At 59.3% G+C, this 25,978-nt stretch carries 26 protein-coding genes; 11 read left to right on the top strand and 15 right to left on the bottom strand.

From position 1 onward, the window contains the following. Window positions 1-3: 3 nt before the first annotated feature. From cmoB to HLUCCO03_RS07710, 5 genes are read right to left on the bottom strand one after another with little or no spacing between them, the layout of a single operon-like run. Window positions 4-999, bottom strand: a complete 996-nt coding sequence (gene cmoB, locus HLUCCO03_RS07730) for a tRNA 5-methoxyuridine(34)/uridine 5-oxyacetic acid(34) synthase CmoB (protein ID WP_027832732.1) — start codon at window positions 997-999, stop codon at window positions 4-6. A gap of 12 nt (window positions 1,000-1,011) precedes the next feature. Then, window positions 1,012-1,767 (bottom strand): carboxy-S-adenosyl-L-methionine synthase CmoA, encoded by a 756-nt coding sequence (gene cmoA, locus HLUCCO03_RS07725; RefSeq protein ID WP_027832731.1) that lies wholly within the window; start codon window positions 1,765-1,767, stop codon window positions 1,012-1,014. Then, complete coding sequence (locus HLUCCO03_RS07720; RefSeq protein WP_027832730.1) at window positions 1,760-2,131, bottom strand: hypothetical protein; 372 nt, start codon at window positions 2,129-2,131, stop codon at window positions 1,760-1,762. Before HLUCCO03_RS07720 ends, cmoA begins: the two co-directional genes overlap by 8 nt. Before the next feature lie 30 nt (window positions 2,132-2,161). Further along, on the bottom strand, window positions 2,162-3,163 hold the full coding sequence (locus tag HLUCCO03_RS07715; protein ID WP_027832729.1) for a serine/threonine protein kinase: 1,002 nt from the start codon (window positions 3,161-3,163) through the stop codon (window positions 2,162-2,164). A gap of 9 nt (window positions 3,164-3,172) precedes the next feature. Then, entirely contained in the window at window positions 3,173-3,595 is a 423-nt protein-coding gene (locus HLUCCO03_RS07710; RefSeq protein WP_027832728.1) for a hypothetical protein, read from the bottom strand. A 143-nt stretch (window positions 3,596-3,738) separates the two neighbouring features. On the opposite strand from HLUCCO03_RS07710, the gene HLUCCO03_RS07705 reads away from it, so the two are divergent. Continuing rightward, window positions 3,739-4,854 (top strand): NAD(P)/FAD-dependent oxidoreductase, encoded by a 1,116-nt coding sequence (locus HLUCCO03_RS07705; RefSeq protein ID WP_027832727.1) that lies wholly within the window; start codon window positions 3,739-3,741, stop codon window positions 4,852-4,854. An 8-nt stretch (window positions 4,855-4,862) separates the two neighbouring features. Here the strand turns inward: HLUCCO03_RS07705 and HLUCCO03_RS07700 are convergent, their stop codons facing one another. Then, window positions 4,863-5,606 carry a ComF family protein gene (locus HLUCCO03_RS07700; RefSeq protein ID WP_292016653.1) on the bottom strand — a complete coding sequence of 248 codons (744 nt, stop codon included), beginning with the start codon at window positions 5,604-5,606 and terminating at the stop codon, window positions 4,863-4,865. 85 nt (window positions 5,607-5,691) lie between these two features. Between HLUCCO03_RS07700 and bioB the strand changes: the two genes are divergently transcribed. From bioB to HLUCCO03_RS07655, 9 genes are all read left to right on the top strand, one after another. Further along, window positions 5,692-6,762, top strand: a complete 1,071-nt coding sequence (bioB, locus tag HLUCCO03_RS07695; RefSeq protein WP_027832725.1) for a biotin synthase BioB — start codon at window positions 5,692-5,694, stop codon at window positions 6,760-6,762. A gap of 26 nt (window positions 6,763-6,788) precedes the next feature. Continuing rightward, complete coding sequence (bioF, locus tag HLUCCO03_RS07690) at window positions 6,789-7,967, top strand: 8-amino-7-oxononanoate synthase (RefSeq protein ID WP_027832724.1); 1,179 nt, start codon at window positions 6,789-6,791, stop codon at window positions 7,965-7,967. After that, a complete protein-coding gene (locus HLUCCO03_RS07685) occupies window positions 7,964-8,722 on the top strand; it encodes an alpha/beta fold hydrolase (RefSeq protein ID WP_027832723.1) in 759 nt (252 codons plus the stop codon). The genes bioF and HLUCCO03_RS07685 overlap by 4 nt, the downstream gene beginning before the upstream one ends. Then, entirely contained in the window at window positions 8,710-9,540 is an 831-nt protein-coding gene (locus HLUCCO03_RS07680; RefSeq protein ID WP_051603903.1) for a methyltransferase domain-containing protein, read from the top strand. Before HLUCCO03_RS07685 ends, HLUCCO03_RS07680 begins: the two co-directional genes overlap by 13 nt. 19 nt (window positions 9,541-9,559) lie before the next feature. Continuing rightward, window positions 9,560-10,252: a dethiobiotin synthase gene (gene bioD / locus HLUCCO03_RS07675; RefSeq protein ID WP_027832721.1), complete on the top strand. Its 693-nt coding sequence runs from the start codon at window positions 9,560-9,562 to the stop codon at window positions 10,250-10,252. Window positions 10,253-10,303: 51 nt separating this feature from the next. After that, complete coding sequence (locus HLUCCO03_RS07670; protein ID WP_027832720.1) at window positions 10,304-10,549, top strand: flagellar hook protein FlgE; 246 nt, start codon at window positions 10,304-10,306, stop codon at window positions 10,547-10,549. A gap of 53 nt (window positions 10,550-10,602) precedes the next feature. Continuing rightward, a complete protein-coding gene (locus HLUCCO03_RS07665) occupies window positions 10,603-11,304 on the top strand; it encodes a putative metalloprotease CJM1_0395 family protein (protein WP_027832719.1) in 702 nt (233 codons plus the stop codon). Between the two features lie 239 nt (window positions 11,305-11,543). After that, window positions 11,544-13,343, top strand: a complete 1,800-nt coding sequence (locus HLUCCO03_RS07660) for an acyl-CoA dehydrogenase C-terminal domain-containing protein (protein ID WP_027832718.1) — start codon at window positions 11,544-11,546, stop codon at window positions 13,341-13,343. Between the two features lie 221 nt (window positions 13,344-13,564). Next, a complete protein-coding gene (locus HLUCCO03_RS07655) occupies window positions 13,565-15,355 on the top strand; it encodes an acyl-CoA dehydrogenase C-terminal domain-containing protein (protein WP_027832717.1) in 1,791 nt (596 codons plus the stop codon). A 67-nt stretch (window positions 15,356-15,422) separates the two neighbouring features. Here the strand turns inward: HLUCCO03_RS07655 and HLUCCO03_RS07650 are convergent, their stop codons facing one another. The 5 genes from HLUCCO03_RS07650 to leuS form a co-directional block, all read right to left on the bottom strand. After that, window positions 15,423-16,058: an endonuclease gene (locus tag HLUCCO03_RS07650; protein ID WP_027832716.1), complete on the bottom strand. Its 636-nt coding sequence runs from the start codon at window positions 16,056-16,058 to the stop codon at window positions 15,423-15,425. A gap of 187 nt (window positions 16,059-16,245) precedes the next feature. Continuing rightward, window positions 16,246-16,509, bottom strand: coding sequence for a hypothetical protein (locus HLUCCO03_RS07645; RefSeq protein WP_027832715.1), 264 nt, complete (start codon window positions 16,507-16,509; stop codon window positions 16,246-16,248). 99 nt (window positions 16,510-16,608) lie between these two features. Beyond that, entirely contained in the window at window positions 16,609-17,616 is a 1,008-nt protein-coding gene (gene holA / locus HLUCCO03_RS07640; protein ID WP_027832714.1) for a DNA polymerase III subunit delta, read from the bottom strand. Next, window positions 17,613-18,200, bottom strand: a complete 588-nt coding sequence (gene lptE, locus HLUCCO03_RS07635; protein WP_027832713.1) for an LPS assembly lipoprotein LptE — start codon at window positions 18,198-18,200, stop codon at window positions 17,613-17,615. The genes holA and lptE overlap by 4 nt, the downstream gene beginning before the upstream one ends. Before the next feature lies 1 nt (window position 18,201). Beyond that, window positions 18,202-20,787 carry a leucine--tRNA ligase gene (leuS, locus tag HLUCCO03_RS07630; protein WP_027832712.1) on the bottom strand — a complete coding sequence of 862 codons (2,586 nt, stop codon included), beginning with the start codon at window positions 20,785-20,787 and terminating at the stop codon, window positions 18,202-18,204. A 395-nt stretch (window positions 20,788-21,182) separates the two neighbouring features. Here leuS and HLUCCO03_RS07625 point away from each other — a divergent pair, with 395 nt between their 5' ends. After that, a complete protein-coding gene (locus HLUCCO03_RS07625; protein WP_027832711.1) occupies window positions 21,183-21,731 on the top strand; it encodes a zinc ribbon-containing protein in 549 nt (182 codons plus the stop codon). A gap of 208 nt (window positions 21,732-21,939) precedes the next feature. Here HLUCCO03_RS07625 and lnt read toward each other — a convergent pair whose 3' ends face one another. From lnt to HLUCCO03_RS07605, 4 genes are read right to left on the bottom strand one after another with little or no spacing between them, the layout of a single operon-like run. After that, window positions 21,940-23,490, bottom strand: coding sequence for an apolipoprotein N-acyltransferase (lnt, locus tag HLUCCO03_RS07620; RefSeq protein WP_051603902.1), 1,551 nt, complete (start codon window positions 23,488-23,490; stop codon window positions 21,940-21,942). Beyond that, window positions 23,480-24,331, bottom strand: coding sequence for an HlyC/CorC family transporter (locus tag HLUCCO03_RS07615; RefSeq protein ID WP_027832709.1), 852 nt, complete (start codon window positions 24,329-24,331; stop codon window positions 23,480-23,482). Before HLUCCO03_RS07615 ends, lnt begins: the two co-directional genes overlap by 11 nt. Beyond that, window positions 24,328-24,801, bottom strand: coding sequence for an rRNA maturation RNase YbeY (ybeY, locus tag HLUCCO03_RS07610; protein ID WP_027832708.1), 474 nt, complete (start codon window positions 24,799-24,801; stop codon window positions 24,328-24,330). Before ybeY ends, HLUCCO03_RS07615 begins: the two co-directional genes overlap by 4 nt. After that, a complete protein-coding gene (locus HLUCCO03_RS07605) occupies window positions 24,798-25,781 on the bottom strand; it encodes a PhoH family protein (protein WP_027832707.1) in 984 nt (327 codons plus the stop codon). The genes ybeY and HLUCCO03_RS07605 overlap by 4 nt, the downstream gene beginning before the upstream one ends. Between the last annotated feature and the right edge of the window lie 197 nt (window positions 25,782-25,978).

Here is a 25,978-nt window from a genome sequence, read left to right as displayed (position 1 = left end):
ACCTCAGGGTTTGTCGGCGATTACCGTCGCCCTTCTGGGACCCGGATAGCCTTCCACGGTTTTGGAGGGGTCGTCCGGGTCCAGAAAGTCCTGCAGCGACTGGAATCGCATCCAGTCCGTGCTGCGCTGTTCCTCGACGGTGGTTTCGGTTACATCCACCACGCGGGCATTCCGGAAACCGGTCCGGTCCAGCCATCGCAACAATGTGTCACAACTGGGCAGGAACCAGACATTCCTCATCTGGCCGTAGCGGTCTTCCGGCATCAGGCTGTAGCCTTCCGGCCCCTCTGCGATCAGCGTTTCCAGCACCAGTTCGCCACCCGGGCGAAGGGTGTCTTTCAGCTCCAGAAGGTGATCCAGCGGCGAGCGGCGATGGTACAGCACCCCCATGGAGAAGGTGGTATCGAAGGCTTCCAGTTTCGCTGGCAGGTCTTCCATTCGCACCGGCAGCAGATCAATGCGGTTCTTTGCGCCCACATAGTGTTTGACGCTCAGGAACTGGAACAGGAACAGCAGCCCGGGGTCAATGCCAATGACCCGCCCTGCGCCTTCCCCCAGCATACGCCAGCAGTGATAGCCGGAACCACACCCCACATCCAGTATCTGCCGGCCACCAAGATCCGAGAGGTAGGGCGATACCCGGTCCCATTTCCAGTCCGAGCGCCACTCGGTATCAATGTAGGTGCCGAAGAAATCGAACGGCCCCTTGCGCCAGGGCATCAGCCCGCGCAGCCCCTGCTCGAGCTTTTCGGCATCCTCCTGTGACAGTGGGTGACCTGTTTTCAGGGTAATGGCGGAGCGATTCAGCTTCGATTCCACGCCGGTGAGGTCGGGCAAGGTATTCAGTGCCCGCAGCCAGCGGGCGATATCACCATGAGGGTTTTCATCGAAGCGTTTGTGCAGTTGTTGCTGTAGCAGGATCCGCCAGTGTTGCAGACCACGGCTGTCCAGGTCATCGAACAGCGGGGCAAAGCACCCCTGCCAGTCGAAAGTCGTCATGAGGGCTCCGTTTCAGGGCTGTTTGATGGCAAGCATGGAGACAAAGTTGAAGCACTGGTACCAGACCAGCACCTGACCAAAACCGGCGTCTGTCAGCCGTTGCCGGTGCGCTGCCAGGGTTTCGGGAATCAGAACCTGCTCCAGGGCCGAGCGTTTCTGGCTGATTTCCAGGTCGGAGTAGCCGTTGGCCCGCTTGAACTCGTGATGGAGCTGCGTCTGAATTGCCTGTTCCGCATCGGATTCGAAACGGATTTTCTCGGACAGTATCAGTACGCCGCCGGGCAGGGTGGCATCGGCAATACGCTTCATCAGCTCCGCCCGCCGCTCAGGGGCGACGAACTGCAGAGTGAAATTCAGCGTGGTGACCGAAGCGTTGTCGATGTAGGTATCCAGAATGTCCTCGCAGCGCAGCGACACGGGCAACGGATGGTCATCCAGCGCAATGTAGTGCTCGCAGCGTTCGATCATGGCAGCCGAGTTGTCGACACCGGTCAGCGTGCAGTCCCGGTCACCGATGCCATGGCGCATCGCCAGGGTCGAGGCGCCCAGGGAGCAGCCAAGGTCAAAGCAGTGGCTGCCGGGTCGGGCGTACTGTTCGGTAATCACCTCGATCATGGGGATGATGGTGGTGTAGCCCGGCACGGAACGGCGGATCATGTCCGGGAATACCCGTGCTACCGAGGCGTCGAAACGGAAGTCTTCGGTTTCACGCTCGCTGGCAAACAGCCGGTCCAGCGCCTGCCCCGGTTTTCTGTCGCTGTCACTCATTATCCGCCGGCTCCTGTTCTTCCCCGGCCGGCGGATTGCTCCCCGTGCCAGGGTTGCGGGCGCATCGCACACCACGGTTCTTGTAATCGACGAGTATGCCGCGAAAATCCGGATCGGTATCGGCGGCAATGGCCAGGTAGCCCTGTTCGCATACGGCATGAAGCTCCGAGGATTTGGGCGACATGCGGAATTCCTCATCCGGTGTGACGTGAACCGCCTCGAATTCACCCACTGGCACATGGTCCTTGTTGTCCGAGTGATCGATCCTGCCGCTGGCCTCCAGTACAAGAACGGTCATAATAATAGTGCCAATGGCTGTCGCGATCAGGCTGCGTATGGTGAATCTGGCCTCACTCTGGCTCATCAGGAAATCTCCGGTCTTGGGGTTCCGGCCTCAATACTGGCCGGGAACATTAATGGAAGGGGCTTGCAGTGCGGCGAGTTGCTCCCGCAAAGACAGAATCTGGTCGGACCAGAAGCGCGGCTGTGCAAACCAGGGGAAGAACCGCGGAAAGGCGGGATCATCCCAGCGTTTTGCCAGCCAGGCACAGTGGGAAATCTGGCGATAACAGCGCAGGGGTTCAATCAGGTGTCGCTCACGGCGGTTGAAGTCCCGGAACATCTCATAACCTTCCAGCAGCTCCCCGAATTGTTGCCCGCGCTCAATGTCATCACCGTTCAGCAGCAGCCAGAGGTCCTGGATGGCCGGCCCGGTGCGGCAATCGTCCAGGTCCACGAACAACATCTGTTCCTCGCGGCAGAGGATATTGCCGGCATGGCAGTCGCCGTGCAGTCTGAGGGTGTGAACGTCGCCGGCGTCGTCAATCCGGCGGGCGCAATGGTCCACAAGATCAGGGATCAGGGAGTCCCAGGCCGGGCGAAGATCATCGGGAACCCAGCGGTTTTCCGTCAGGAACCGGTTGTTTTCTTCAATGCCGTCGAGCACCGACATCACCGGGCGGTGACTGAAGCTGGCGGTGTCGCCAATATTGTGGAGCTGGCCCAGCCACTGGCCAAGGCGATAGAGGGTATCAGTGACACTGGTATCCGGCGCCTGCCCACCCCGCTGGGGGAAAACCGCAAACAGGAAGTCGTCGCAATGGCCAAGGGTATCGCCGGATGGCATCACCAGGGGTGCCACGACCGGAATGTCTGCCGCCAGCAGTTGTGCGGTGAACTCGTGTTCTTCGCGGATCTGGGCTTCAGTCCAACGCCCCGGGCGGTAGAACTTGGTGATTACCGGCGGTTTGTCTTCGATACCGATCTGGTAGACGCGATTTTCATAGCTGTTGAGGGCAAAAAGCCGACCGTTGACGGTGAATCCCGCATCCTCCATGGCGTCAAGAATCTTGTCCGGCTTTAAGGCGTCGTAGGGATGGCTGGAGATTTCGGTCATAAACAGGTGCTAGCGCCTCGAGCTTTGTTTGGCTTGCATTCCGGCAAGGTGGTACCAGTTTTCGTCCAGTTCCCAGCGAACCCGGTCTACCCCGCTGGCATTGAGCACTATGTCGCCGGCCCTGGCCTGAACCTGGGCCAGCTCACGTTCCGCGCGCTGCCAGTCCCGGTGGTTGTCACCCAGGTTGCGCATGCTGGGGAAAATGGTGGTCAGTGCATCGTGAGTGGATGTCCGGTGCGAGCGCAGGGAGCTCATGATGGCGGTGCTTCCCTCCACCCTCAACACCCTGTGCTGATAGGGATAGTTGGCGACCATGTCATCGGCCTTGAGGTCCTGGTTCAGGCTGATCACTTCAAAGCCGCGCCACCCGAGCCAGCCAACAAATATGGCGGCCACCATCATTACGATTATAAACTGCTTCCTGTCAGACATCGTTTACCTGCTCCGTGCACTGGTTTTCTGGGGCAAGTATAACGTTTCAGGGCCGCTACCGTAATGCGCTTCCCGCTTTTTCACCAGGGGGCGCAAGCAGGGCGGGCAATTTCATACAGGCAGGCAGAGGTCAGTGGAACCCCATGACAGACAGGGAAACACTCCAGACGGATACTGTGGTGATCGGTGCCGGCATTGTCGGCCTCGCCACCGCCCGGCGCCTGGCCATGGAGGGCAGGGAAGTGCTGGTGCTGGAAGCCGGCGCGCATTTCGGCGAGGGACTGTCGTCCCGTAACAGCGAGGTGATCCATGCCGGCATCTATTACCCCGAAGGCTCGGCAAAAGCCAGGTTGTGCGTTCGCGGCAGACAGATGCTTTATGATTTCTGTCGTCAGCGCCATCTGGGCCACCGTAAAACCGGAAAATGGATTGTCGCCTGTGGCCCGGAACAGAGGGATAAACTTGGCGGTATAGCCGGGCAGGCCGAGCGTAACGGTGTTGTGCTGGAGAGCGTAAACCGCCGGGGCCTGCAGCAGGCACTGCCTGGAGTGGTCGCCGATGAAGCCCTGTATTCGCCGGAAACCGGCATCGTGGACAGTCACGGGGTAATGCTCTCATTACTGGGAGAGCTGGAGGACCATGGTGGCCAGCTGGTCTGTCATGCCCCGGTGGAGCGGGCTGCAACCCAGGGGGGACGTCATCGGCTCTGGATTGGCGGGCAGGCACCATGCGAGCTGGTGGCCAGGCGGGTGGTGAACGCTGCTGGCCTCAATGCAATTCCCCTGGCATCTTGCTGGGACGGAATGCCCGAACAGATGGTACCGCCACAGTTTCTGGCCCGTGGCGTCTATTTCAGCTATTCCGCTGGCCACCCGTTCCGTTCGCTGATCTATCCGGTGCCGGAGCCCGGTGGACTGGGCGTGCACCTGACCCTGGATCTTGCCGGCCAGGCGCGCTTCGGCCCCGATGTGGAATGGGTAGACCGGGTGGATTTTTCAGTGGACCCGGGGCGGGTGCACGGGTTTGCTGACGGTATCCGGCGCTGGTGGCCAGGACTGGATGAAACCCGCCTGCAACCGGCCTACGCGGGCATCCGCCCCAAGCTGGCGGGCCCCGATGGCGGATTTGCGGATTTCCGTATTGATGGCGAGGCGGAGCATGGCATTTCCGGGCTGGTTAACCTGTTTGGTATCGAGTCGCCGGGCCTGACCGCCTGCCTGGCAATTGCCGACGACGTGGCCGGAAAGCTGGGCAACTGACGCCTCCGTCAACCGGGGGTTCTCGCCAAAGCCCATACCTGGACATCCTCTGCTCCCGCTTTGATCAGGGCTTCGGTCAGGCTTCGGGCCGTGGCACCGGTGGTCACCACATCATCGATGATGGCCAGCCTTGGGGGTGGGGTAGCGTTGACCTGAAAGATACCCCTGAGATTGGCGAGCCGTTGTTCACGGTCAAGTCCGCGCTGGGGCCGGGTACGACGGTTTCTTGTGACCAGGCGGGTGGTCCAGGGAATGCCTGCGTGCTTGCTGACCTGCTCGGCAATATCCGCTGCCTGATTGAACCCGCGCCTGCGCAGGCGGGCCGGATGCATGGGGCTGGCCACCAGCAGGTCCGGCCGCTGATCCGGCGCTGCTTCGAGGTTGTTTGCAACACGCTCTGCCAGATCGTGGATCAGGGGGCGGGCAAAGGCCCGCTGACCGTTGTATTTGTAACGCTGGATCATGCCGTCGACCGGGAAGCGGTAGCGCCAAGGCGCAATAACCCTGCTGAACGGGGGTGGAGCCTGCAGGCATTGGCCGCAGAGAGTGTCCTCGGCTGCAAATGCCAGCGGCAGGGCGCAGCAGCGACAATGCCAGTGATTGACCGGCAGATCATGGCGGCAGGGATCGCAAAGCCCGAACCGGGCATCCGGCGCGAGACAGGCGACACACTGGCCGCCGTCGGCAGACAGAAGGTTGCGGATGCCCCGCAGTGATGTGTGAATCCGTTCCTTGCCGTTAACCTTTGGCATTAACAAGGTTGACAGCGATCTCAGTCCCTTTATCATCTGTTCAATCCGTAAACCAGAATCCCGGTAAAGTTAACAGGACTGAACGATGACTGCCACCGCACCCGATACTGCACCCCGTCACGACTGGACCATGCAGGAAGCCCGCGCTCTGTTCGAGCTGCCATTCAATGATCTGATCTTCCGCGCCCAGAGTGTCCACCGGGAGCATTTCGATCCCAACGAGGTGCAGATCAGCACGTTGCTGTCCATCAAGACCGGCGCCTGCCCGGAGGACTGCAAGTATTGTCCCCAGAGCGGTCACTACAACACCGGCCTGGAAAAGGAAAAGCTGCTGGAAATTGAAAAGGTGGTGGCCGAAGCGAAGGCCGCGAAAGCAAAGGGTGCCTCCCGCTTCTGCATGGGTGCCGCCTGGCGCAGCCCCTCGAAGAAAGACATGGGGTACGTTGTGGATATGGTCCGCCAGGTGAAATCCCTGGGCCTGGAAACCTGCATGACCCTGGGCATGTTGCAGCAGGAGCAGGCCGACGAACTGGCCGAAGCCGGTCTGGATTACTACAACCATAACCTGGATACCTCGGAAAAGTACTACAGCCACATCATCACCACCCGCACCTACCAGGATCGGCTGGATACCCTTGAAAATGTCCGTAACGCCGGTATGAAAGTCTGTTGTGGCGGGATTGTGGGTATGGGGGAAGATCCCGACGACCGGGTCGGTCTGCTGGTCCAGCTGGCCAATCTGCCCCATCACCCGGAGAGTGTGCCGGTCAACATGCTGGTCAAGGTAGCGGGCACGCCCATGGAGGACGTGGAAGATCTGGATCCGTTCGATTTCATCCGTACCATCGCAGTGGCGCGGATCATGATGCCGGCCTCCCACGTACGCCTGTCTGCGGGCCGGGAGAACATGAACGAGCAGATGCAGTCCCTGTGTTTCCTGGCCGGTGCCAACTCGATTTTCTATGGTGAGAAGCTGCTGACCACCGCCAACCCGGAAGCCGATGCGGACCGCGAGCTGTTCAATCGCCTGGGTATTCGCCCGGAGATGCGTGAGCAGGCCTGCAGCGAGGAGGCAGCGGAAGAAGCCATCGCCGAGGCGGTGGAATACGAGCAGACCCGTCATATGTTCTACGACGCCACCCGCGAATCCGCATAACCAGTCACGGTGGGTGAGAACTGATCATGCGTGATTTCGCGGCCGAGCTTGAGGACCGGAAGCAGTCGGGGCTTTACCGCACCCGCCGGCTGATCAGTGGCCCCCAGCAGCCGGAACTGGTTTCCGACGGTGTGCCGTTGTTGTGTTTTTGCAGCAACGACTACCTGGGGTTGGCCAGCCATCCTGATATAATTCGTGCCGCGACCGATGCCATGCCCTATACCGGCCTGGGCGGTGCGGCCTCCCACCTGATCTGCGGTCATCACCAGGGCCATCACCAGTTGGAAGTCAGGCTGGCGGAGTTTACCCGCCGCAGTTCAGCACTGTTTTTTTCCACCGGTTACATGGCCAATATGGGGGTGATATCCGCGCTGGCCGGTCGTGGTGACACCATCTTTTCCGATCGTCTCAACCATGCCTCCATCATCGACGGCTGCATCCTCAGCCGTGCCCGGGTCCGGCGCTACCCCCACGGGGATATGGACACTCTGGCAGACATGCTCGCGACAACCGGCGGCCACAAACTGGTGGTGACAGACGGCGTGTTCAGCATGGATGGCGACATCGCACCCCTGAAGGAGCTCGCAGCCCTTTGCCGGGCCCACGATGCCCTTCTTGTGGTAGACGATGCCCACGGTGTGGGGGTTGTTGGCCCCCAGGGGCGGGGTACCGTGGCTGAGTCGGGCCTGAGCGAAGAGGATGTCCCGGTGCTGATAGGAACCCTTGGCAAGGCAGTCGGCACCAGCGGGGCCTTTGTTGCCGGCCCCGCACTGCTGATGGACTATCTGGTGCAGAAGGCCCGTACCTATATCTACACAACCGCCATGCCTCCGGCTCTTGCCCTGGCCACCTGTACCAGCCTTGATCTGATTGAACGGCAGGACTGTCGCCGCAGCCATCTGCAATCGCTGATCCGTGACTTCCGGCGACAGGCCTCCTTGCTGGGTTATGAACTGATGCCATCCCGCACCCCCATACAACCAATCATGATTGGTGACAACTGGACCGCCCTCGCCCTGAGCCACGCTCTGGAGCAGAAGGGTCTGATGGTGACGGCCATCCGGCCGCCCACGGTGCCGGAAGGTGAATCCCGATTGCGGGTAACCTTCAGTGCCGCGCATTCAAAGGCGGATCTGGAGACGCTGCTGACCGCGCTTGCGGACTGCCGGCATTTGCTGAAAGGGTCGTCCGCCGAGGCCGTATGAGTCAGGTTGCTCACCAGACCCCGTTGGTTGTGATCGGCGGCTGGGGCGTCGATGCCGCCATGTTGTTGCCCCTGTTCGACAACTGGCCGGGTGAAATTCACATGGTTTCACTGAACGATTCGATCATGACCCGCTGTGGCTCGATTTCTGCAGTTGCTGCCTACCTTCTGGACCGTTATCCGTGCCCTGCAGTCTGGGCCGGCTGGTCCCAGGGCGCGCAGGTGGCCATGGCCGCCGCCTCACAAAGCGCTGTGCAGGTATCCAGGCTGATTACACTGGCGGGCTTTCCCCGGTTTTTGGCTTCACCGGATTGGCCGGTCGGCATGGCGGCTAACACTTTCAACCGTTTCAGGGCTGATGTGGCCAGCGAGGCGACGGCGCCCCAGGCATGGCGCCGATTCCAACAGTTACTGATTCATGGCTGTGATGACCGGTTGCAGGCCCGGAAGGACCTGGTGCCATGGCTGGAACAGGGTGCTTCGGTAGCCCCGGCCAACCTGATCCGTGGCCTTGACTGGTTGGAGATGGAAGACCAGCTCGGCTTGTGGCAGCAAGTCAGGGTGCCCACGCTCCATCTTCAGGCGGAACATGACGCTATAGTCCGTTCCTGGGTGGAAACCTTTATCCCGTCGGAAACCTCGGAAACCGTCTCGATACCGGGTATGACTCACTGGCCCCGGGGCCATGCGGCCCGGCTGTGCCGGGCGGCGATTCGCCGGTTTGTTTTCTGTAAGGGGAATTCATGGCTGATCTGACCGGGATCCCGGCACGCGCTCCTTTGAAATCCGCCATCGCGCGGGATTTCGGGGCCGCATCGAAAACCTACAATCCGGCTGCCCGGTTACAGCGTTACATGGGGCAGGTGATGGTTGACTGGCTGCAGGAGCAGGCTCCCCGGTCGCAAGCCGGGGCTGACTGGCAACTGCTTGACCTGGGGTGCGGCACGGGCTGGTTTACCGGGCAGCTGGCAGGGCTGGCGGCCAGATCCGGTGGTACGGTAACCGGGGCCGACCTGTCGCCGGGTATGCTCGAGTATGCGCGGGCAGCGGGTGCCCCCGGGATACGCTGGCTTGTTGCGGATGCTGAGGCACTGCCGCTGGACGATAACAGTCTGGACGTGGTTTTCAGTAACCTGATGATTCAGTGGTGCAGTCATTCAGCCGCGGTACTGGCGGAGTGCCGGCGGGTTCTGCGGCCCGGTGGGCAGCTGTTCATATCCACCCTGCTGGACGGGACCCTGGAGGAATTGAGAGACGCCTGGCATCAAGCCGACCCGGAGCACGAACATGTGAACCGCTTTGACCGTGAAGCCGCTTTTCGCCGGCAGGCCCGGGAGGTACTGCCGGCACCGGTGATCACCACCGAATCAATAGTCCTGGATTATCCTTCACCACTGGCTTTGCTGGCAGAACTGAAAGCCATCGGGGCCGGTTTCAAGGGTTCGTCGCGTCGGCGCAAGGCCACGGCGCCGGGCCGTTTACGGGCCATGTGCCATCATTACCCGAAAGCGGATGATGGGCTGGTTTATGCAACTTACCGGGCAGCATGGCTGACGTGCCAACTGCCGGACTGATATGGGAATTCACCGGGCAATGGCCAGAAAAAGTTTTTTCGTGACGGGGACAGACACAGGGGTTGGCAAAACCATCGTATCGGCAGCCATTCTCGAGGCGGCAGCGGCAATGGGAAAGCGCACTCTGGCCATGAAGCCGGTGGCTTCCGGATGCGACGAGACGCCGGAAGGCCTGCGCAATGAAGATGCACTGATACTGATGGCCGCCATGTCGGAGTCACTGGGCTATGATCAGGTCAACCCCATCGCCCTGAAGCCGGCCATTGCTCCCCATGTAGCGGCGGTCCAGGCTGGCCGGACCATTTCGGCCGAGCGCCTGGTGGGCTTCTGCCGTGGCCTGCAGATGCGGCCTGCAGACCTGCTTCTGGTTGAGGGTGCCGGAGGCTGGCGGGTGCCTCTCAATGACCGCGAAACCTATGCAGCCATGCCGGGAGCACTGCAAATGCCTGTGATACTGGTCGTGCCACTGAAACTTGGATGCATCAATCATGCCCTGTTGTCCGCCGAAGCGATCCGCCGCGATGGCCTGGCCGTGGCCGGTTGGGTTGCGAACCGCCCGACAGAAGCAGTTATGGATTGTGAGCAGGAAACCCTGGACTACCTGGTGAATCACCTGGGCGCCCCCTGCATGGGCGTCCTGCCCTGGCAGGTGCAGGCAGACCCCAAAGTGCTGTCGGCCCACCTGAACGTGAATTGTTTGTTTGAAAATTGACCAGAAATGTGGCTTACTTGAGTCAATTAATGGTCATTGGGCAGCGCAGTTATGATCAACAACACGTTGGGAGTCGGCATCCAGGGTATTCAGGATGGCATGCAGGGCATGGAAAATGCCGCGCGCCGTATTGCCCGCGGGGGCGCTGATGGCCCTCAGGGTACTGCTGAAGGTTCCGGTGGCCTGGTTGAGCCCATTATCGATCTCAAGTTCTACGAGCGCAGTGTGGAAGCCTCGGCCCAGGTTGTGAAATCCGCCGATGAAACCCTGGGCACACTGCTGGATATCCGGGCCTGACACTGCAGGTGAGCGGCTGTCCGGTCGTTTTCCGCTATTTCTGAATCGCCGACATGATGATTTCCGGTTCACTTCCGTCCCTGGCGCCAGTTTATCCACTCCCGGGTGGCGGGGGCTCTGGCGCGGCCCGGGTTTCCGGCCTTACTCCTTCCTCTTCTGATTCCGACCGGGAAACCACAACCCGAGTCGCCGATGGCGACAGAAATGACAGCGAGAGTACGCGCCCGCAACGCTCGGAACCTGAAAACCCCCAGGGTCTGGAAGAGGCAGAGCTGCAGGAACTGGCTGACCTGAAGGCCCGTGACCGGGAAGTCCGAGCCCACGAAGCAGCCCATCAGGCCGTCGGCGGGCAGTATGCCGGATCCATTTCCTATGTCTACGCACGTGGCCCTGATGGCGCTCAATACGCAGTGGGCGGGGAAGTCTCCATCGACACCTCACCGGTTCAGGGGAATCCGCAGGCAACCATCGAAAAGATGCGGGTGGTCAGGGCGGCGGCGCTTGCTCCGGCGGAACCGTCCCCCCAGGACAGGGCGGTGGCAGCCGAGGCAATGCAGCTGATGCTGCAGGCCCGTTCGGAGTTGTCTTCGGAGCCCGGTCAGTCCGAAGCTGCGGAATCCGGGCCTGAGGGTGATCGTCAAACGGATTCGCGGGAGTCTCGCAGTGCAGCCGGTGCCTATCAAACCATCTCCGGCCTCGGCGAGTCTGCCGCTGTCACCGAAGAAACCTCCCGCCGTTTCGCGGCAACTGCCTGATAACCCATCCCTTTGCCGTTCTGCTTCTGCTGATTTTTCCGCCTTTCCAGTAAAACCACACCACAAAATGCAACACAAATTTTGAGCATGGCTATTGACAATTCTGTACCTCTAAACGTATGTTTCAAACAAGTGTTTAATTTGCGGCAGAGCCTGCTTGGCTGTGCCGTATGTTCAAACCCCGAGGCAAAGTGCTGTGACCGTTTCGCAGCTGTGACCGAAAACCTGAGGTGGATCCCATGCCTGAATACAAAGCGCCCCTGCGTGACATTAAATTCGTAATGACCGAGCTGCTGGACAGCGAGCAGCACTACGCCAATCTGGAAGGTGCCGAAGACGCCACTCCGGACATGGTCGACGCCATTATCGGGGAAGGTGCCAAATTCTGTGAGCAGGTGCTGTCTCCGCTGAACCAGGTTGGTGATACCGAAGGCTGTACCTGGAGTGAAGATGGTGTGAAAACGCCGACTGGCTTCAAGGAAGCCTATCAACAGTATGTGGAAGGCGGCTGGCCCTCCATGACTGCAGACCCCAATTACGGCGGCCAGGGCCTGCCGCACTCCCTCGGTCTGGTGATGAGCGAAATGGTTGGTACCGCCAACTGGTCCTGGGGCATGTACCCGGGCCTGAGCCATGGGGCTACCAACACCATCGAGGCCCATGGCACCGAAGAACAGAAGCAGACTTACCTCACCAAGCTGATCAGCGGCGAGTGGACCGGCACCATGTGTCTGACCGAGCCTCACTGCGGTTCAGACCTGGGTACCCTGCGTACCAAGGCCGAGCCGAACGCCGACGGTACATACTCCATCACCGGTACCAAGATCTTTATCTCTGCCGGCGAGCACGACATGGCGGAGAATATTGTCCACATCGTTCTGGCCCGCCTGCCGGGTGCTCCTGAAGGCACCAAGGGTATCTCCCTGTTTATCGTGCCCAAGAACCTGCCCAACGAAGACGGGTCTTCCGGCGAGCGCAATGCGGTTTCCTGTGGCTCCATCGAACACAAGATGGGTATCCACGGTAATGCCACCTGTGTGATGAACTTCGACGGCGCCAGGGGCTGGCTGATCGGTCCGGAGAACAAGGGCCTGAACTGCATGTTCACCTTCATGAACACCGCCCGTATCGGTACCGCTATCCAGGGTCTGGGTGCTGCCGAGCTGGGTTTCCAGGGATCCCTGGCCTACGCCAAGGAGCGTCTGGCCATGCGCTCCCTGAGTGGCGCCAAGAATCCGGAAGGCATTGCCGACCCGATCATCGTTCACCCGGATGTCCGCCGCATGCTGCTGACCCAGAAAGCGGTTGCCGAAGGCGCACGTGCACTGATCTATCTGACTGCCCAGCAGGCTGATATTGTTCACAGTGGCAAGACTGAAGAAGAGCGTAAGGCAGCGGACGAAGCACTCGGTTTCCTCACCCCGATCGCCAAGGCTTTCCTCACCGAGATCGGCTACGAAGCAGCCAACCTGGGCATGCAGGTATTCGGTGGTCACGGTTTCATCTCCGAGTGGGGCATGGAGCAGAACGTTCGTGACGCCCGCATCGGCATGATTTACGAAGGCACAACCGGTATCCAGGCGCTGGACCTGCTGGGCCGCAAGGTGCTGATGACCCAGGGCGAGTCCCTGAAAGGCTTTACCAAGCAGGTGCACGTATTCTGTAAGGAAAATGCCGACAACGAACAGCTCAAGGAATTCATCGAACCGTTGGCCGCGCTGAACAAGGAATGGGGCGATCTGACCATGAAGATCGGCATGACCGCCATGAAGAACCGCGAGGAAGTCGGTGCCGCCTCCGTGGACTACCTGATGTACTCCGGTTACGCCGTGTTTGCCTACCTCTGGGCCCGTATGGCCAAGGTCGCGCTGGACAAGATGGTGGAAGGTACCACCGAAGAAATGTTCTACAACGCCAAGATCCAGACAGCACGCTTCTACTTCAAGCGTATGCTGCCGCGCGCCAGGGGGCATGCTGAAAGTATGCTGGCTGGTGCCGACAGCCTGATGGATATGCCGGAAGAAGCCTTCGCCCTCTAAGGCGGGTTTCAGGAACCGAAAAAGCCCGCTCTCCCCGGAGGCGGGCTTTTTTCATGAAATGGCCGCCGGGACCTCATGAGTTGGGGGCGTCATTAGGGTAGAATGGGCCACCATAAAAATAACCTGAGCGGACACATAGCCGAGGAAGTGAGCAGGACCGAAGGTCCGTATTTGTTCACTTCGCAGACTGACCGAATTGTGGAATTGTGGAGAGATCTTAGATGGCTGATTATCAGGCACCTTTACGTGACATGCGCTTTGTCCTGAATGAAGTATTTGATGCGCCGGCCCTGTGGGCTTCCCTGCCGAAAGTGGCGGAGAACGTAGACCCGGACACCGCCGACGCCATTCTGGAAGAAGCCGGCAAGATTACCAGTGGCGTACTGGCGCCCCTGAACCGCGAGGGTGATGAGCAGGGCTGCAAGTGGAATGACGGTGAAGTGTCTACTCCGGAAGGCTTCCGCGAAGCCTACCAGACCATTGTTGAAGGGGGCTGGAACGGCCTCGGCGGTAACCCGGAATTCGGTGGTATGGGCATGCCGAAAACCCTGGTGGCCCAGTTCGAGGAAATGATGCAGGCCGCCAACATGGCCTTTGGTCTGGCTCCGATGCTGACAGCGGGTGCCTGCCTGGCCCTGGATGCCCATGGCAGCCAGGAGCTGAAGGAAAAATACCTGCCCAATATGTATGCCGGTGTCTGGTCCGGCGCCATGGACCTGACCGAGCCCCATGCCGGTACCGACCTCGGCATTATCCGCACCAAAGCCGAGCCCAATGGCGACGGCTCCTTCAGCGTGACCGGCACCAAGATTTTCATCACCTGGGGCGAGCACGATATGGCGGAGAATATCATCCACCTGGTGCTGGCGAAACTGCCGGATGCGCCCAAGGGCCCCAAGGGTATTTCCCTGTTCCTGGTGCCCAAGTTTGACGTCAATGAAGATGGCTCACTGGGCGAGCGCAACAGCCTGAGCTGTGGTTCCCTCGAGAAGAAAATGGGCATCAAGGGCTCCGCTACCTGTGTGATGAACTTCGACGGCGCCAAAGGCTGGCTGGTTGGCGAAGAGAACAAAGGCCTGGCGGCCATGTTCACCATGATGAACTACGAGCGCCTGGGTGTGGGCATTCAGGGTATCGGAGCTGCGGAGGCGTCTCTGCAGAGTGCCCGTGAATACGCCCTGGAGCGTATCCAGAGTCGCGCACCCACTGGTGCCCAGCAGCCTGAAAAAGCCGCTGACCCGATCCTGGTTCACCCGGATGTGCGCCGTATGCTGCTGACCATGAAGGGTTATGTGGAAGGTGGCCGTGCCTTCTCCACTTACGTGGCGCAGTGGCTGGATATTTCCAAGTACTCCGACGACGAAGAACGCCGCAAGCATGCCGAGGGCATGGTGGCGTTGCTGACGCCGGTCGCAAAAGCCTTCCTGACCGATCGTGGCCTGGATGCCTGCATCATGGGGCAGCAGGTGTTTGGTGGCCATGGCTTTATCCGGGAGTGGGGCCAGGAGCAACTGGTTCGTGACTGTCGTATCACCCAGATCTACGAGGGTACCAATGGCATCCAGGCACTGGATCTGATGGGCCGTAAGGTGGTTGGTAGCCAGGGTAAACTGTACGAACTGTTTGCCGAGGATGTGGCCGGGTTCATCGAGGCAAACAGCGATGATGAGCATCTGCGCCTCTATCTAGAGCCGCTGGCTGCCGCCTTCGAGCGTTTGTCCGATGTGACCGAGCATGTGATCAATCAGGCCGCTGACAATCCCGATGCGGTCGGCGCGGCGTCGGTTGATTACCTCGATCTGTTTGGTCTCACGGCCCTCGGGTACATGTGGGCGAAAATGGTAAAGGCGGCCGCTCCGAAAGCCGAGGGGGATACTTCCGGTTTCTACAGTGGCAAAGTGAAGACTGCACGCTTCTATTTCGATCGTCTGTTGCCAAAGACGGTTGCACTGGCCGAGGGCATCCGCAGCGGCAGCGCCTCAATGATGGCGCTGACTGCCGAGGAGTTCTGATCCTCCTCGTGTAATATGAAAAGGCAGGCCCGTGGGCCTGCCTTTTTTGTAGGTGAGACGTCAGTGGCTAAAGGTTGTCCAGTTTGCCAGGATCGAGTACGAAGGGATTTTCGTTGCCCTGAATCTCCGCAATCTGCCGATGACGGGTCAGTTCCCGGTCATCCGGGGGATCCATCCGGTTCCAGCTCTTGAAAACCCTCGTCGCGCCCGCCCAGGGCAGGTCATAGGTATCCACCATATAGGCTACGGTTCGGGCTATATCACCTTTCACCTTCTCAGGGGGCTCGAAGAACTGGGCACTTTCGCGGATACCACATTCATCAGCCTTGCTGGCCGTGCCAAGCTCCTCATACAGTGCGTTACGCCGTCTCATTTCCGTGCGGCTGCGGACCGGTACGATGTTATGGAGGTCCGAGGCGATTTGCCGGTACCGGTTATCATTGGCGCACTGGCTGGATGTGCCGCAATCCAGGGCACTGCGAACCTGGGCCAGCGGGTAGATATAACCGTCCGTGAGCAGAAAGCCTTTGCTGGTGAAGGGGGTTTCGCAGAAGAAGGAGGTTCCACCCTGAGCATAAAGCTTGCCCCAGAATTCGTTCTCGACCACCGTGTCCGGGTCGCTGAAGCGGGTATTCTGGCTACTGGCCAGGGTAGAAAGGAGAAATACAGGCAATGCTATCAGAAAGACAATCAGAGTTCTCATAGGCCATTTATACCTCTCAGTGCTCAGAAGCGCACTGGCTGATGGGGCCATGAATGAAACAACGGCGGCCGTACCAGACAGAAAAATGACGCTTCATTCACTTATAATGAGAAGTATGGCACAGAGGCTCTTGCGGAAAAGAGCCTCTTGGTGGGTATTTGTAGAATTCTGTTAACCGGTTAACACTTTATTTCAATCGGCTACGGATATTCTGGTAGCCCGACTTCAGGTCTTCACCAAGCTTCTGGGCAGTCTGACGTGCTTCTTTGGTTGCGTCTTCGGAATCATGCAGAACTCCATCGAGCTTGTTGCGAAACCGCTCCCAGTCCTTTTCAAGATCATCCCACTCGTCCTTGACGTCTTCCCTGGCCAGATGCATCTGGACACGGGCTTCATCACGATACTGTTTTATCTTTTCTGACAACTGTTTAAGTTCATCCTGGAAACTCATATCAGACACCTCCTTTGATGGTTGACAGCTATACCATGCTCCCGAAGCTGAAAAACTGTCAAGTGGCAAAGCAGGGGATTGAAAACGATTTGATATGGATCAGGCCGGGCGGGCAAGCAGGGTGATCATGTCCTGCAGGTGATGCCAGGGCGACAGGCTGTCGAAGCCCTTGGCGGCACGGTCGGTGGCGCTGCAAAGTTCCAGGGCAGTCAGCAGCTGGCGACGGCTCAGCCGTCTGGCCGCCTGTTCCACGGCCCGGGCACGCTGGGGCTGGAAAACTCCCCGTTTTTTCAGGAAACCGGTGGTGTTTTCCCGCCTGGCTGATGCGCTGTTCAGTTCCATGGTCAGGTTCAGGTCCCGGGACAGTACAGTCAGAAGGCCCAGCGGGTTTTCGCCTTCCTGCTGCAGCACACCGATGATTTTTCTTGCATGGGCCGCCCTGCCGGCAAGCAGTTCCGTGACCAGTTCAAAGCCGTTAAACCGGGAGCTGTCCTGAACCGCCTGTTCCACGGTTTCCTCATCGATAGTGGTGCCGGAACCCAGCAGTGCCAGACGATCCAGCTCCTGGCTGGCTGCCAGCAGATTGCCTTCCAGCCGCTCGGCAAGGATATCCAGGGCACCACGGGTCAGGCTCAGCCCCTGGTTACGGGCACGTTGCTGCAGCCATCCCGGAAACTTGTCCGCATCAATGGGCCAGACCGGCACATGCACACCTTTGTTCTGTAGCTCCTTGTACCACTTGCGGCGGGTTTCCGCCGCGTCCAGGCGGGCGCTGATCAGCAACAGGATGATGTCTTCCGGTGGATTCTGCAGCACGGTTTCCAGGACACTGCGGCCATCACCGAGCTTGCCCGTGGGAAGCCGTATCTCGATGCGGCGTTTTTCAGCGAACAGGGAAAGCGCGCCAAACTCCTCGCCGACACTGTTCCAGTCCAGCTGCTGATCCGCGTGAAAGGTAATCCGGTCTTCAAAGCCTGCCTCGCGGGCGGCTGCGCGAATCTGGTCGCAGCATTCCTGAACCAGCAGTGGTTCGTCACCGGATATCAGATAGACCGGGGAAAGGCCTTTCTGCAGCAGTTGGGGTAGCTGATGGGGTTGTGTCTTCATGACGACGGCTCAGAGTCTTCTTTACGCGACTCTTCCCGGGATTCTTCCGCTTCCTGCCTGAATCGTTCTATGCGTTCTTCGGTGAGCGGGGCCAGGCGGAAGATGATCTGTTGTGCCAGGCGATCATGGAGCTGTTCTCTCAGGGCGTCTTCTTCCCGCTGCTTGGCAAGCACGTTGGATTCATCGTAACGGAAGGTTTCACTGCTGTTGAGGTCGGTCGGTTCTATGAGGGGAATCCTGTCGGCGGTGATCACTTCGATATCCACCGAATGCCTCAGTGTATATTCCGCTGCCGCTGCTCGCAAAGTAATGGCGCTGGCCCGGCGTTCCTGGCGGAAATTACCAATCCTGAGCACGTAATCCGCTTCTTCAACGGGCTTCAGCTGAATTCGGCCCAGCTCCAGTTGTTCCTGCACGGCGTCGCACAGTTGCCCCGGAACATTTTCCGAACAGTCCACAGCCAGTGGCTGCAGCGCTGACGACACTGGCGGAGCACCTCTTAGCTGAAACCCGCACCCCGCCATCAGCAGGGACAGGATCACCGCCACCAGGGGACGAAACAGGGAGCCCGCCGCCGTTTTCATATCAGTTGGCCACCACGTTAACCAGTTTGCCGGGTACAACGATAACCTTGCGAACGGTTTTGCCTTCGGTAAAGCGCACCACGTTCTCGTTTTCCAGGGCGAGCGCTTCCAGGGCGTCTTTTTCAATATTGGCGGGAACGTCCGCCTTGGCGCGCACCTTGCCGTTAACCTGAAGCACGATCTGGATTTCGCTGCGAACCATCGCGTCTTTGTCAGCCGTGGGCCAGGGGGCATCCACAACCGGTTCGTCGTGCCCCAGGGCCTGCCACAACCGGTGACAGATGTGGGGAACGATGGGCGACAGCATCAGCACGGCGGTATCCAGCGCTTCCTGGCGAACCGCCAGGCTTTGTGGCTCGTTATCGCCGAGCTTGCCGACTTCATTGAGAAGCTCCATGACCGCCGCAATCGAGGTATTGAACGTCAGCCGGCGACTGATATCGTCACTGACCTTGGCGATGGTTTCATGGGTCTTGCGGCGAAGATTGCGTTGGCTGTCATTCAGGCTGGCACTGTCCAGGGCAGGGGCAGCCCCGTTTTCAACATGCTCGCTGACCATGCGCCACAGACGTTTGAGGAAGCGGTGGGCGCCCTCTACGCCGCTGTCGGACCACTCCAGGGACTGTTCCGGGGGCGCCGCAAACATCATGAACAGGCGTACGGTGTCGGCGCCGTGCTCGTCGATGATCGCCTGGGGGTCAATGCCGTTGTTCTTGGACTTCGACATCTTGGTAACGCCACCGGCCACCACCGGTTGCCCGTCGTCCTTGTGCACCGCCCGGATAACCTGGCCTTTCTCGTCTTTCTCGGTAATCACATCCGCCGGAGAGATCCAGACCTTGCCGCCGTTGTCGTCTTCCCGGTAATAGGTTTCCGCCAGCACCATGCCCTGGCACAACAGACGGTTGAACGGCTCGGAACTGTTGACCAGCCCCACGTCCCGCAACAGTTTGTGGAAGAAGCGGGCGTACAGGAGGTGAAGAATGGCGTGCTCTATACCGCCAATGTACTGATCCACCGGAAGCCAGTAGTTGGCAGCGGCGGGGTCGAGCATGCCCTTGTCGTAGTTGGGGCTGCAGAACCGGGCGTAATACCAGGACGATTCCATGAAGGTGTCGAAGGTATCGGTTTCCAGTGTGGCGGGTTGGCCTTTATAGCTGGTCTTTGCCCATTCCGGGTCTGCCTTGATCGGCGACTGGACGCCATCCATGGTGACGTCTTCCGGGAGTGTCACCGGCAGCTGGTCGTCCGGTACCGGGCGCTCAGTGCCATCTTCCAGTGTCATCATGGGAATCGGCGCGCCCCAGTACCGCTGGCGCGAAACGCCCCAGTCGCGGAGGCGATAATTGACCGTGCGTTTGCCGATGCCATTCTCTTCCAGATAGTCGGCGATCGCTTCGAAGGCATCTTCGCTGGTCAGACCGTTGTACTTTCCGGAAGACACCAGGATGCCCTTTTCGGTAAAGGCCTCTTCCTGTACGTCCACTTCCCGGTTTTCCTTTGGCGCGATCACCTGCTTGATGGGCAGCCGATACTTGAGTGCAAACTCGTGGTCACGATCGTCATGGGCGGGCACGGCCATGAGGGCGCCAGTGCCGTATTCCATCAGCACAAAGTTGGCGACATAGACTGGGATTTCTTCCTGGGTCAGCGGGTGAATCGCCTTGTAGCCGGTATCGATCCCTTTCTTTTCCATGGTTGCCATATCCGCCTCGGCAACCTTGCTGTTGCGGCATTGCTCCACGAATTCAGCAACTTCCCGGTAGCGCTCAGCCGCCGCCCTGGCGATGGGGTGCTCGGCTGCCACCGCCATGTAGGTCACGCCCATCAGGGTGTCGGGGCGGGTGGTATAGACATCCAGCGCGTCATCACGGCCTTTCAGCGGGAACGTCAGTTCGGTACCCACGGACTTGCCGATCCAGTTACGCTGCATGGTCTTGACCTGCTCGGGCCAGTCCTCCAGCTCGTCGAGGTCGTTCAGCAACTCTTCGGCGTAGTCGGTAATGCGGATAAACCACTGGGGAATCTTTTTCTGCTCCACCAGGGCCCCGGAACGCCAGCCGCGGCCGTCCACCACCTGCTCATTGGCCAGAACCGTCTGGTCCACCGGGTCCCAGTTCACCGTGGACATCTTCTTGTAAACCAGGCCTTTCTCGTAAAGGCGTGCGAAAAACCACTGTTCCCAGCGGTAATAATCCGGCTTGCAGGTGGCCAGCTCCCGGTTCCAGTCGTAACCGAAGCCCAGTTGTTTGAGCTGGTTTTTCATGTAGGCAATATTGGCGTGAGTCCACTTCGCGGGCGCCGTCTTGTTGGCAATGGCAGCATTTTCAGCGGGCAGGCCGAAGGCATCCCAGCCCATGGGCTGCATCACGTTCTTGCCCTGCATGCGCTGGTAACGGGAGATCACGTCGCCGATGGTGTAATTGCGTACGTGCCCCATGTGGAGTTTACCGCTGGGGTAGGGGAACATGGACAGGCAGTAGTATTTGGGTTTGCCCGGTTCTTCCTTCACCGTGAAGGTGTTATTTTCTTCCCAATAGGTGCGGGCTTGCTGTTCAACATCGCGGGGATTGTATTGCTGGTCCATTCCTGCCATTACCAAAGTTACCCTGTATCAGAAAAGATGTGCGAAGCGGCCGGACATTCTAACGCACACAAGGCTTAACAGGTAGTCTGCCAATTTTTCCATCCTGTGCCAGACTTAGTGGTGAAGGCAGGCAGGTACGGGTGACCGGGACACGCCGTGAATACGTCCCTGTAGGCTCGTAAAAAACATCCATGTTTTTTACGGTCCCGGTCACCCGTACCTGCCCGCCCGGACTCTTGTAGCAGGTTTTCAAAACAGTCAGGTATAGGGGAGAGTGGGGATAGCTGATCAGGGATGTCAAAAACAGGGATGTTTTTGTCAAGCGTACATGGACGTATTCACAGCGTGCCCTGATCAGCTATCCCCACTATCACCGTACACCATAGGGAGCGGCCATGACCGAACCAGAACGCAATCACCTCTCAGGCAAAGCCCTTGAAGCGTATGACCGAATGCTGGAAAGGGTTCAGGCCCGGCTCAGTGAAATGCAGGAAACCACCCGCGATACCCTGCAGGAAGAAATTGAACGGGCGGTAGAGTTCGAGTACGAACTGGAAGAAATGACCCGCGAGGAGGCAGACCTGCTGGGTGCCTACCTCCAACGGGACCTTGAGCACCTGCTGCACTTCGTGGAGGAGACCGGCGAAGGCCTGAAGGAATGGTTGCAACTGGATATCTCGCTGCTGGAACACCAGCTGGCGGACATGCTGTTCTCGGTGGCGGACAAGACCAGGCTCGATACCCTGGAGCTGAACCAGAAACTTGAAAACCATGAGGCCAGCCAGTACATCAGTGGCGAAGTGGCCACCGCCGGCATGTTCAAGTGCCTCAACTGCGGCCACATGCGTTGCCTGACGGCAACCAGCCACCTGGAACCCTGCGACGCCTGTGGATCCCATTACTACGAACGGGTCACCAGCCGTTGGCCCCGGAAATCGGAGTAGGCGTAGCTGTAGGTCGGATTAGTTGGCGTAGGTCGGATTAGACGAAGTCGTAATCCGACACCCAGCCAGAGACGGGACACCATCTGTCAGATTACGCTTCGCTAATCCGACCTACGGAGTTCAGTACCGAGCCAGAGCGGCCATGGGGTGGGAACCCCCACCCCATGGCCAGGCACTCACCTCCAGTCTACCCGGACGATAACCGGGATCAGTTCCTGGGAATCACACGCTCCCGAACAAACACAATAAGGATGGCCGCCAGCGTCAGCACCGGCCACGAGCCGGACTGCATGTATGGCGTGCTTCCTTCGGCCGCATGGACCTCACCCGTAAGCACCGCACGCTCGAACTGGGGAATGGTTTCCCGGAGCTGGCCCTTGTGATCGATGATGGCGGTGACACCGTTGTTGGTGCCCCGCAGCATGTATCGGCCGGTTTCCAGTGCCCGCATGCGGGCGATCTGCAGGTGCTGCAACGGCCCGATGGAGTCGCCGAACCAGCCGTCGTTGCTGATGGTCAGTAGCAGGCCGGAGTCGCGGGCGTTCGTGGCCACGAAATCCGGATAAGCCACTTCATAGCAGATGAAAGGCATGATGTTGGTGCCGTTGGCATCAAGAGGTGCCTGGTTGGAGGGGCCTCGGCTGAAGCTGGACATGGGCAGGTCAAAGAAACCGATCAGGCCCCGGAGCCATTGCTGCAGTGGTACGTACTCGCCAAAAGGCACCAGTTTCTGTTTATGGTAGATGCCGTCACCATTGCCTATGGCCATGATGCTGTTGTGAAAAGTGAAGTCTTCAATGCGGTCACTGAAGCCATACCAGGGAATGCCGGTAATCAAAGTACTGTTATCACCGAGCTCTTCACCAATGCGGTCAATCACCTTTCCGGCCTGATCCTGGGGGATGGGGATGGCGGTTTCAGGCCACAGGATCAGGTCAGTGTTCCAGTGATCTTCCGTCAGATCCAGATAGGCGACAATCTGGTCCCGGAGGAAATCGGGATCCCACTTGATCTGCTGGGGAATATTGCCCTGCATGGAGGCAAAGGTGGTGGGTTCCTCGTCAAGCGTGGTCCAGTTTGCGCCGGAGGCCGCCGGGCCGGTGATCCAGGGCAGGAGAGCCACGACCGCGACGATGGCAGCGCTGGTAAAGCGTGTGTTTCTGGCCAACCACCAACAGGCGATCATCGCGACCCCGGTGGCAAGGACCCAGAAAGTCACTCCATGAACCCCCACCACAGGCGCAAATCCGCCCAGGGGGCCGTCCACGTGTGCCGTACCCAGGTAGAGCCAGGGGAAACCTGTCAGCAACCAGCCCCGAACCCAGTCTGCCAGTATCCAGACCGCCGGAAACAGTAACAGGCGCCTGACGGCACTGTCTTTGGCCAGCTTGCCCCAGGCCCAGAATGCCAGGCCATGGAACAGCGCCAGTCCCGCCACAAAAATAATGGTGAGAACAATGGCCAGTGGTACCGACGTATTGCCGTGTTCACTGATACTGATATAGACCCAGCTGGCGCCGGTCCCGAACAAGCCCAGCCCCACGAGCCAGCCTGACCGGAACAGCTTTTTTGGTGCAAGCGGCAGGCAGCACAGCAGTATCAGGGCGATGGACAACGGCCCCAGCCACCACCAGTTGAATGGCGAGAAGGTCAGGGTCTGCATGGCGCCGGCAACCAGCAGAGCCACGGCCCGCAACCAGGGCTGTTCTGAAAGGATCGATGTGGGCAGGGTGTTACCGGTTGTGGTGCTACTGGTCATCGCCGCGGGTTACCTGCAACAGACGGATGACACGGTTATCGGCATTGGCGATGGTAAACTGCAAGCCGCCAAACTCCACGGATTCGCCCCGTCTGGGCAGGTGGCCGAACTCCTTGAGCACCACACCACCGATGGTGTCGAACTCTTCCTCGTCCAGTTCGGTTTCAAAGAATTCGTTGAAATCGTCCACCGGTGTTACTGCCTTGACGGCGTAGGTACCGTCACCCCGGGCCTTGATATGGGTTTCCTCGTCGAAATCGTGCTCGTCTTCAATCTCGCCCACGATCTGTTCCAGCACATCCTCAATGGTAATCAGGCCAGCGGTGCCACCATACTCATCCACCACGATGGCCATGTGATTGCGGGTTTCCTTGAATTCTTTCAGCAACTGGTTGAGACGCTTGCTTTCCGGCACAAACGTGGGCGGACGCAGAATCTCCCGGATGCGGTTCCAGTTGAGGTCATTGTTCAGGGCCAGGGGGAGCAGATCCTTGGCGAGCAGCACGCCAATTACATCGTCCTGGCTGTCGCCGATAACCGGAAACCGGCTGTGGGCAGAGGAGATGATTTCGCCCAGGAATTCTTTCGGGTCCTGGGATGCCTTGACGGTGACCATCTGGGAGCGGGGGATCATGATCTCATCCACCCGCATGTCGATCACCTGCATGGCACCCTCGATGATGCTCATGGCATCGGTGTCGATGATGTTCTGGGACTCGGCGTCCCGCAGGATTTCCAGCACGTCCTCAACGGACTCAGGCCCGCTGGAGAAGGCCTGTGATATACGCTCCAGCCAGGACTTGTTGCCGCCCTGACTGCGACTCGACTGATCGTCGTTCATGAGTCTGTTTCCGTTTCCTCTGTCTCGTAGGGATTGCTGAACCCGAGTTGCCGGAGCAACCGGATCTCGAGGGCTTCCATGACCTCGGCATCATCATTGTCTATATGGTCGTAGCCCTGGAGGTGCAACATGCCGTGCACCACCATATGGGCCCAGTGTTCCTTCAGTGTCTTGTGCTGTTCCGTGGCTTCTTTCTCCACCACCGGGGCACAGATAATCAGATCACCCGCCAACGGAACTGTTATACCGGCTGGCGCTTCAAATGGGAAGGACAGGACATTGGTTGGCCCTGATTTCCCGCGATACTGACGGTTCATCCCGGCACTCTCATCGCTGGAAACGATACGTATGGTCACTTCGGACGGATCCTCGCCCTGCCATGCCGCCTGTGCCCAGCGTTCAAAGTCGGTGTCGTCCGGTACACCCGGGGCCTCAACGACCCTCTGCAAATCCACTGTCAACTTGCTCACTGGCCTGTGGCACTCCCATCATCCAGGGAATCATAAGCTTCTACAATCCGCTGAACCAGCGGATGACGGACCACATCCCGGGCCTCGAAACGTGTGAAGCCGATACCGGCTACCTTGCTCAGCACCCCCGCAGCATGGATCAGGCCGGAATTCTGGCCCCGGGGCAGGTCCACCTGGGTGGTATCGCCGGTAATCACCGCGGTGGAACCGAAGCCGATCCGCGTCAGAAACATCTTCATCTGCTCACGGGTGGTGTTCTGGCTTTCGTCCAGAATGATAAACGAATTATTGAGGGTACGGCCCCGCATGAACGCCAGCGGCGCGATCTCGATCACGCTTTTCTCGATCAGCCGGGTGACATGATCGAAGCCCAGCATTTCGTAAAGGGCGTCGTACAGCGGGCGAAGATAGGGATCCACCTTCTGGGCCAGATCACCGGGCAGGAAGCCGAGCTTCTCGCCGGCCTCCACGGCAGGCCGGACCAGCAGGATGCGCTTCACCTGCTCGTCTTTCAGTGCCTCCACCGCACAGGCCACCGCAAGCCAGGTCTTGCCGGTACCGGCCGGGCCAATGCCAAAGTTCACGTCGTGGGTGCGGATGTTGTGCACGTACTTCTGCTGGTTCTCGCCCCGGGGCTTGGCCTGCAGCTTCGGCGTTTTGATGACCGTGACCGCGCCATTGTACGGAACATCATCCGGCAGCCGCTCGAAACCGGTCTCCCGGATAAACAGGTGAACCATATCCGGCGAGATATCATCGTTGGCCTCGGTTTCCCGGTACAGGTGCCGGATAACCTCCGTGGCTGCGGCCACATGCTCGGTTTCACCCTCCACCCGGAAATGATGCCCGCGGCGACCAATCTTCACGTTCATACGCCGCTCGATGTGCTTCAGGTGCTCATCAAACTGGCCGCAGAGGGTGGTCAGCCGGTGCTGGTCCACCGGGTGCAGGTCGAATTGTCTTGAGTCGTTGGCGTTCAAAAGTGCTCCGTTTCGATGACTCCCCTGGTTTCAGGAGAGTTCGCATATCATGTTTGGTGCTGTCGGGCGCTGGCCGGAGGGGCTTTCCAAAAAACGCCCGTGAACCCATCCATGGGGGGCTCGGTCGCGCCATCCCTGGCGCTCCACGTTTTTGGAAAGCCCCTCCGGCCAGCGCCCTTTTCAATCTATTTGCAGGC

Source organism: Marinobacter sp. HL-58, from assembly GCF_001314605.1.
Lineage (GTDB): Bacteria > Pseudomonadota > Gammaproteobacteria > Pseudomonadales > Oleiphilaceae > Marinobacter.
Note: the sequence above shows the minus strand (reverse complement) of the source record. Positions and strands in the feature narration are given on the sequence as shown.

What these genes read in the sequence shown, in the direction of transcription:
- HLUCCO03_RS07650 (WP_027832716.1), bottom strand. Translation starts at nt 16,058, where the DNA reads ATGAGAACTCTGATTGTCTTTCTGATAGCATTGCCTGTATTTCTCCTT.
- HLUCCO03_RS07705 (WP_027832727.1), top strand. Translation starts at nt 3,739, where the DNA reads ATGACAGACAGGGAAACACTCCAGACGGATACTGTGGTGATCGGTGCC.
- cmoA (WP_027832731.1), bottom strand. Translation starts at nt 1,767, where the DNA reads ATGAGTGACAGCGACAGAAAACCGGGGCAGGCGCTGGACCGGCTGTTT.
- leuS (WP_027832712.1), bottom strand. Translation starts at nt 20,787, where the DNA reads ATGGACCAGCAATACAATCCCCGCGATGTTGAACAGCAAGCCCGCACC.
- lnt (WP_051603902.1), bottom strand. Translation starts at nt 23,490, where the DNA reads ATGACCAGTAGCACCACAACCGGTAACACCCTGCCCACATCGATCCTT.
- HLUCCO03_RS07660 (WP_027832718.1), top strand. Translation starts at nt 11,544, where the DNA reads ATGCCTGAATACAAAGCGCCCCTGCGTGACATTAAATTCGTAATGACC.
- HLUCCO03_RS07700 (WP_292016653.1), bottom strand. Translation starts at nt 5,606, where the DNA reads ATGCCAAAGGTTAACGGCAAGGAACGGATTCACACATCACTGCGGGGC.
- HLUCCO03_RS07625 (WP_027832711.1), top strand. Translation starts at nt 21,183, where the DNA reads ATGACCGAACCAGAACGCAATCACCTCTCAGGCAAAGCCCTTGAAGCG.
- lptE (WP_027832713.1), bottom strand. Translation starts at nt 18,200, where the DNA reads ATGAAAACGGCGGCGGGCTCCCTGTTTCGTCCCCTGGTGGCGGTGATC.
- bioB (WP_027832725.1), top strand. Translation starts at nt 5,692, where the DNA reads ATGACTGCCACCGCACCCGATACTGCACCCCGTCACGACTGGACCATG.
- HLUCCO03_RS07665 (WP_027832719.1), top strand. Translation starts at nt 10,603, where the DNA reads ATGATGATTTCCGGTTCACTTCCGTCCCTGGCGCCAGTTTATCCACTC.
- HLUCCO03_RS07720 (WP_027832730.1), bottom strand. Translation starts at nt 2,131, where the DNA reads ATGAGCCAGAGTGAGGCCAGATTCACCATACGCAGCCTGATCGCGACA.
- HLUCCO03_RS07655 (WP_027832717.1), top strand. Translation starts at nt 13,565, where the DNA reads ATGGCTGATTATCAGGCACCTTTACGTGACATGCGCTTTGTCCTGAAT.
- HLUCCO03_RS07685 (WP_027832723.1), top strand. Translation starts at nt 7,964, where the DNA reads ATGAGTCAGGTTGCTCACCAGACCCCGTTGGTTGTGATCGGCGGCTGG.
- bioF (WP_027832724.1), top strand. Translation starts at nt 6,789, where the DNA reads ATGCGTGATTTCGCGGCCGAGCTTGAGGACCGGAAGCAGTCGGGGCTT.
- HLUCCO03_RS07645 (WP_027832715.1), bottom strand. Translation starts at nt 16,509, where the DNA reads ATGAGTTTCCAGGATGAACTTAAACAGTTGTCAGAAAAGATAAAACAG.
- holA (WP_027832714.1), bottom strand. Translation starts at nt 17,616, where the DNA reads ATGAAGACACAACCCCATCAGCTACCCCAACTGCTGCAGAAAGGCCTT.
- HLUCCO03_RS07710 (WP_027832728.1), bottom strand. Translation starts at nt 3,595, where the DNA reads ATGTCTGACAGGAAGCAGTTTATAATCGTAATGATGGTGGCCGCCATA.
- HLUCCO03_RS07715 (WP_027832729.1), bottom strand. Translation starts at nt 3,163, where the DNA reads ATGACCGAAATCTCCAGCCATCCCTACGACGCCTTAAAGCCGGACAAG.
- cmoB (WP_027832732.1), bottom strand. Translation starts at nt 999, where the DNA reads ATGACGACTTTCGACTGGCAGGGGTGCTTTGCCCCGCTGTTCGATGAC.
- HLUCCO03_RS07680 (WP_051603903.1), top strand. Translation starts at nt 8,710, where the DNA reads ATGGCTGATCTGACCGGGATCCCGGCACGCGCTCCTTTGAAATCCGCC.
- HLUCCO03_RS07670 (WP_027832720.1), top strand. Translation starts at nt 10,304, where the DNA reads ATGATCAACAACACGTTGGGAGTCGGCATCCAGGGTATTCAGGATGGC.
- HLUCCO03_RS07615 (WP_027832709.1), bottom strand. Translation starts at nt 24,331, where the DNA reads ATGAACGACGATCAGTCGAGTCGCAGTCAGGGCGGCAACAAGTCCTGG.
- bioD (WP_027832721.1), top strand. Translation starts at nt 9,560, where the DNA reads ATGGCCAGAAAAAGTTTTTTCGTGACGGGGACAGACACAGGGGTTGGC.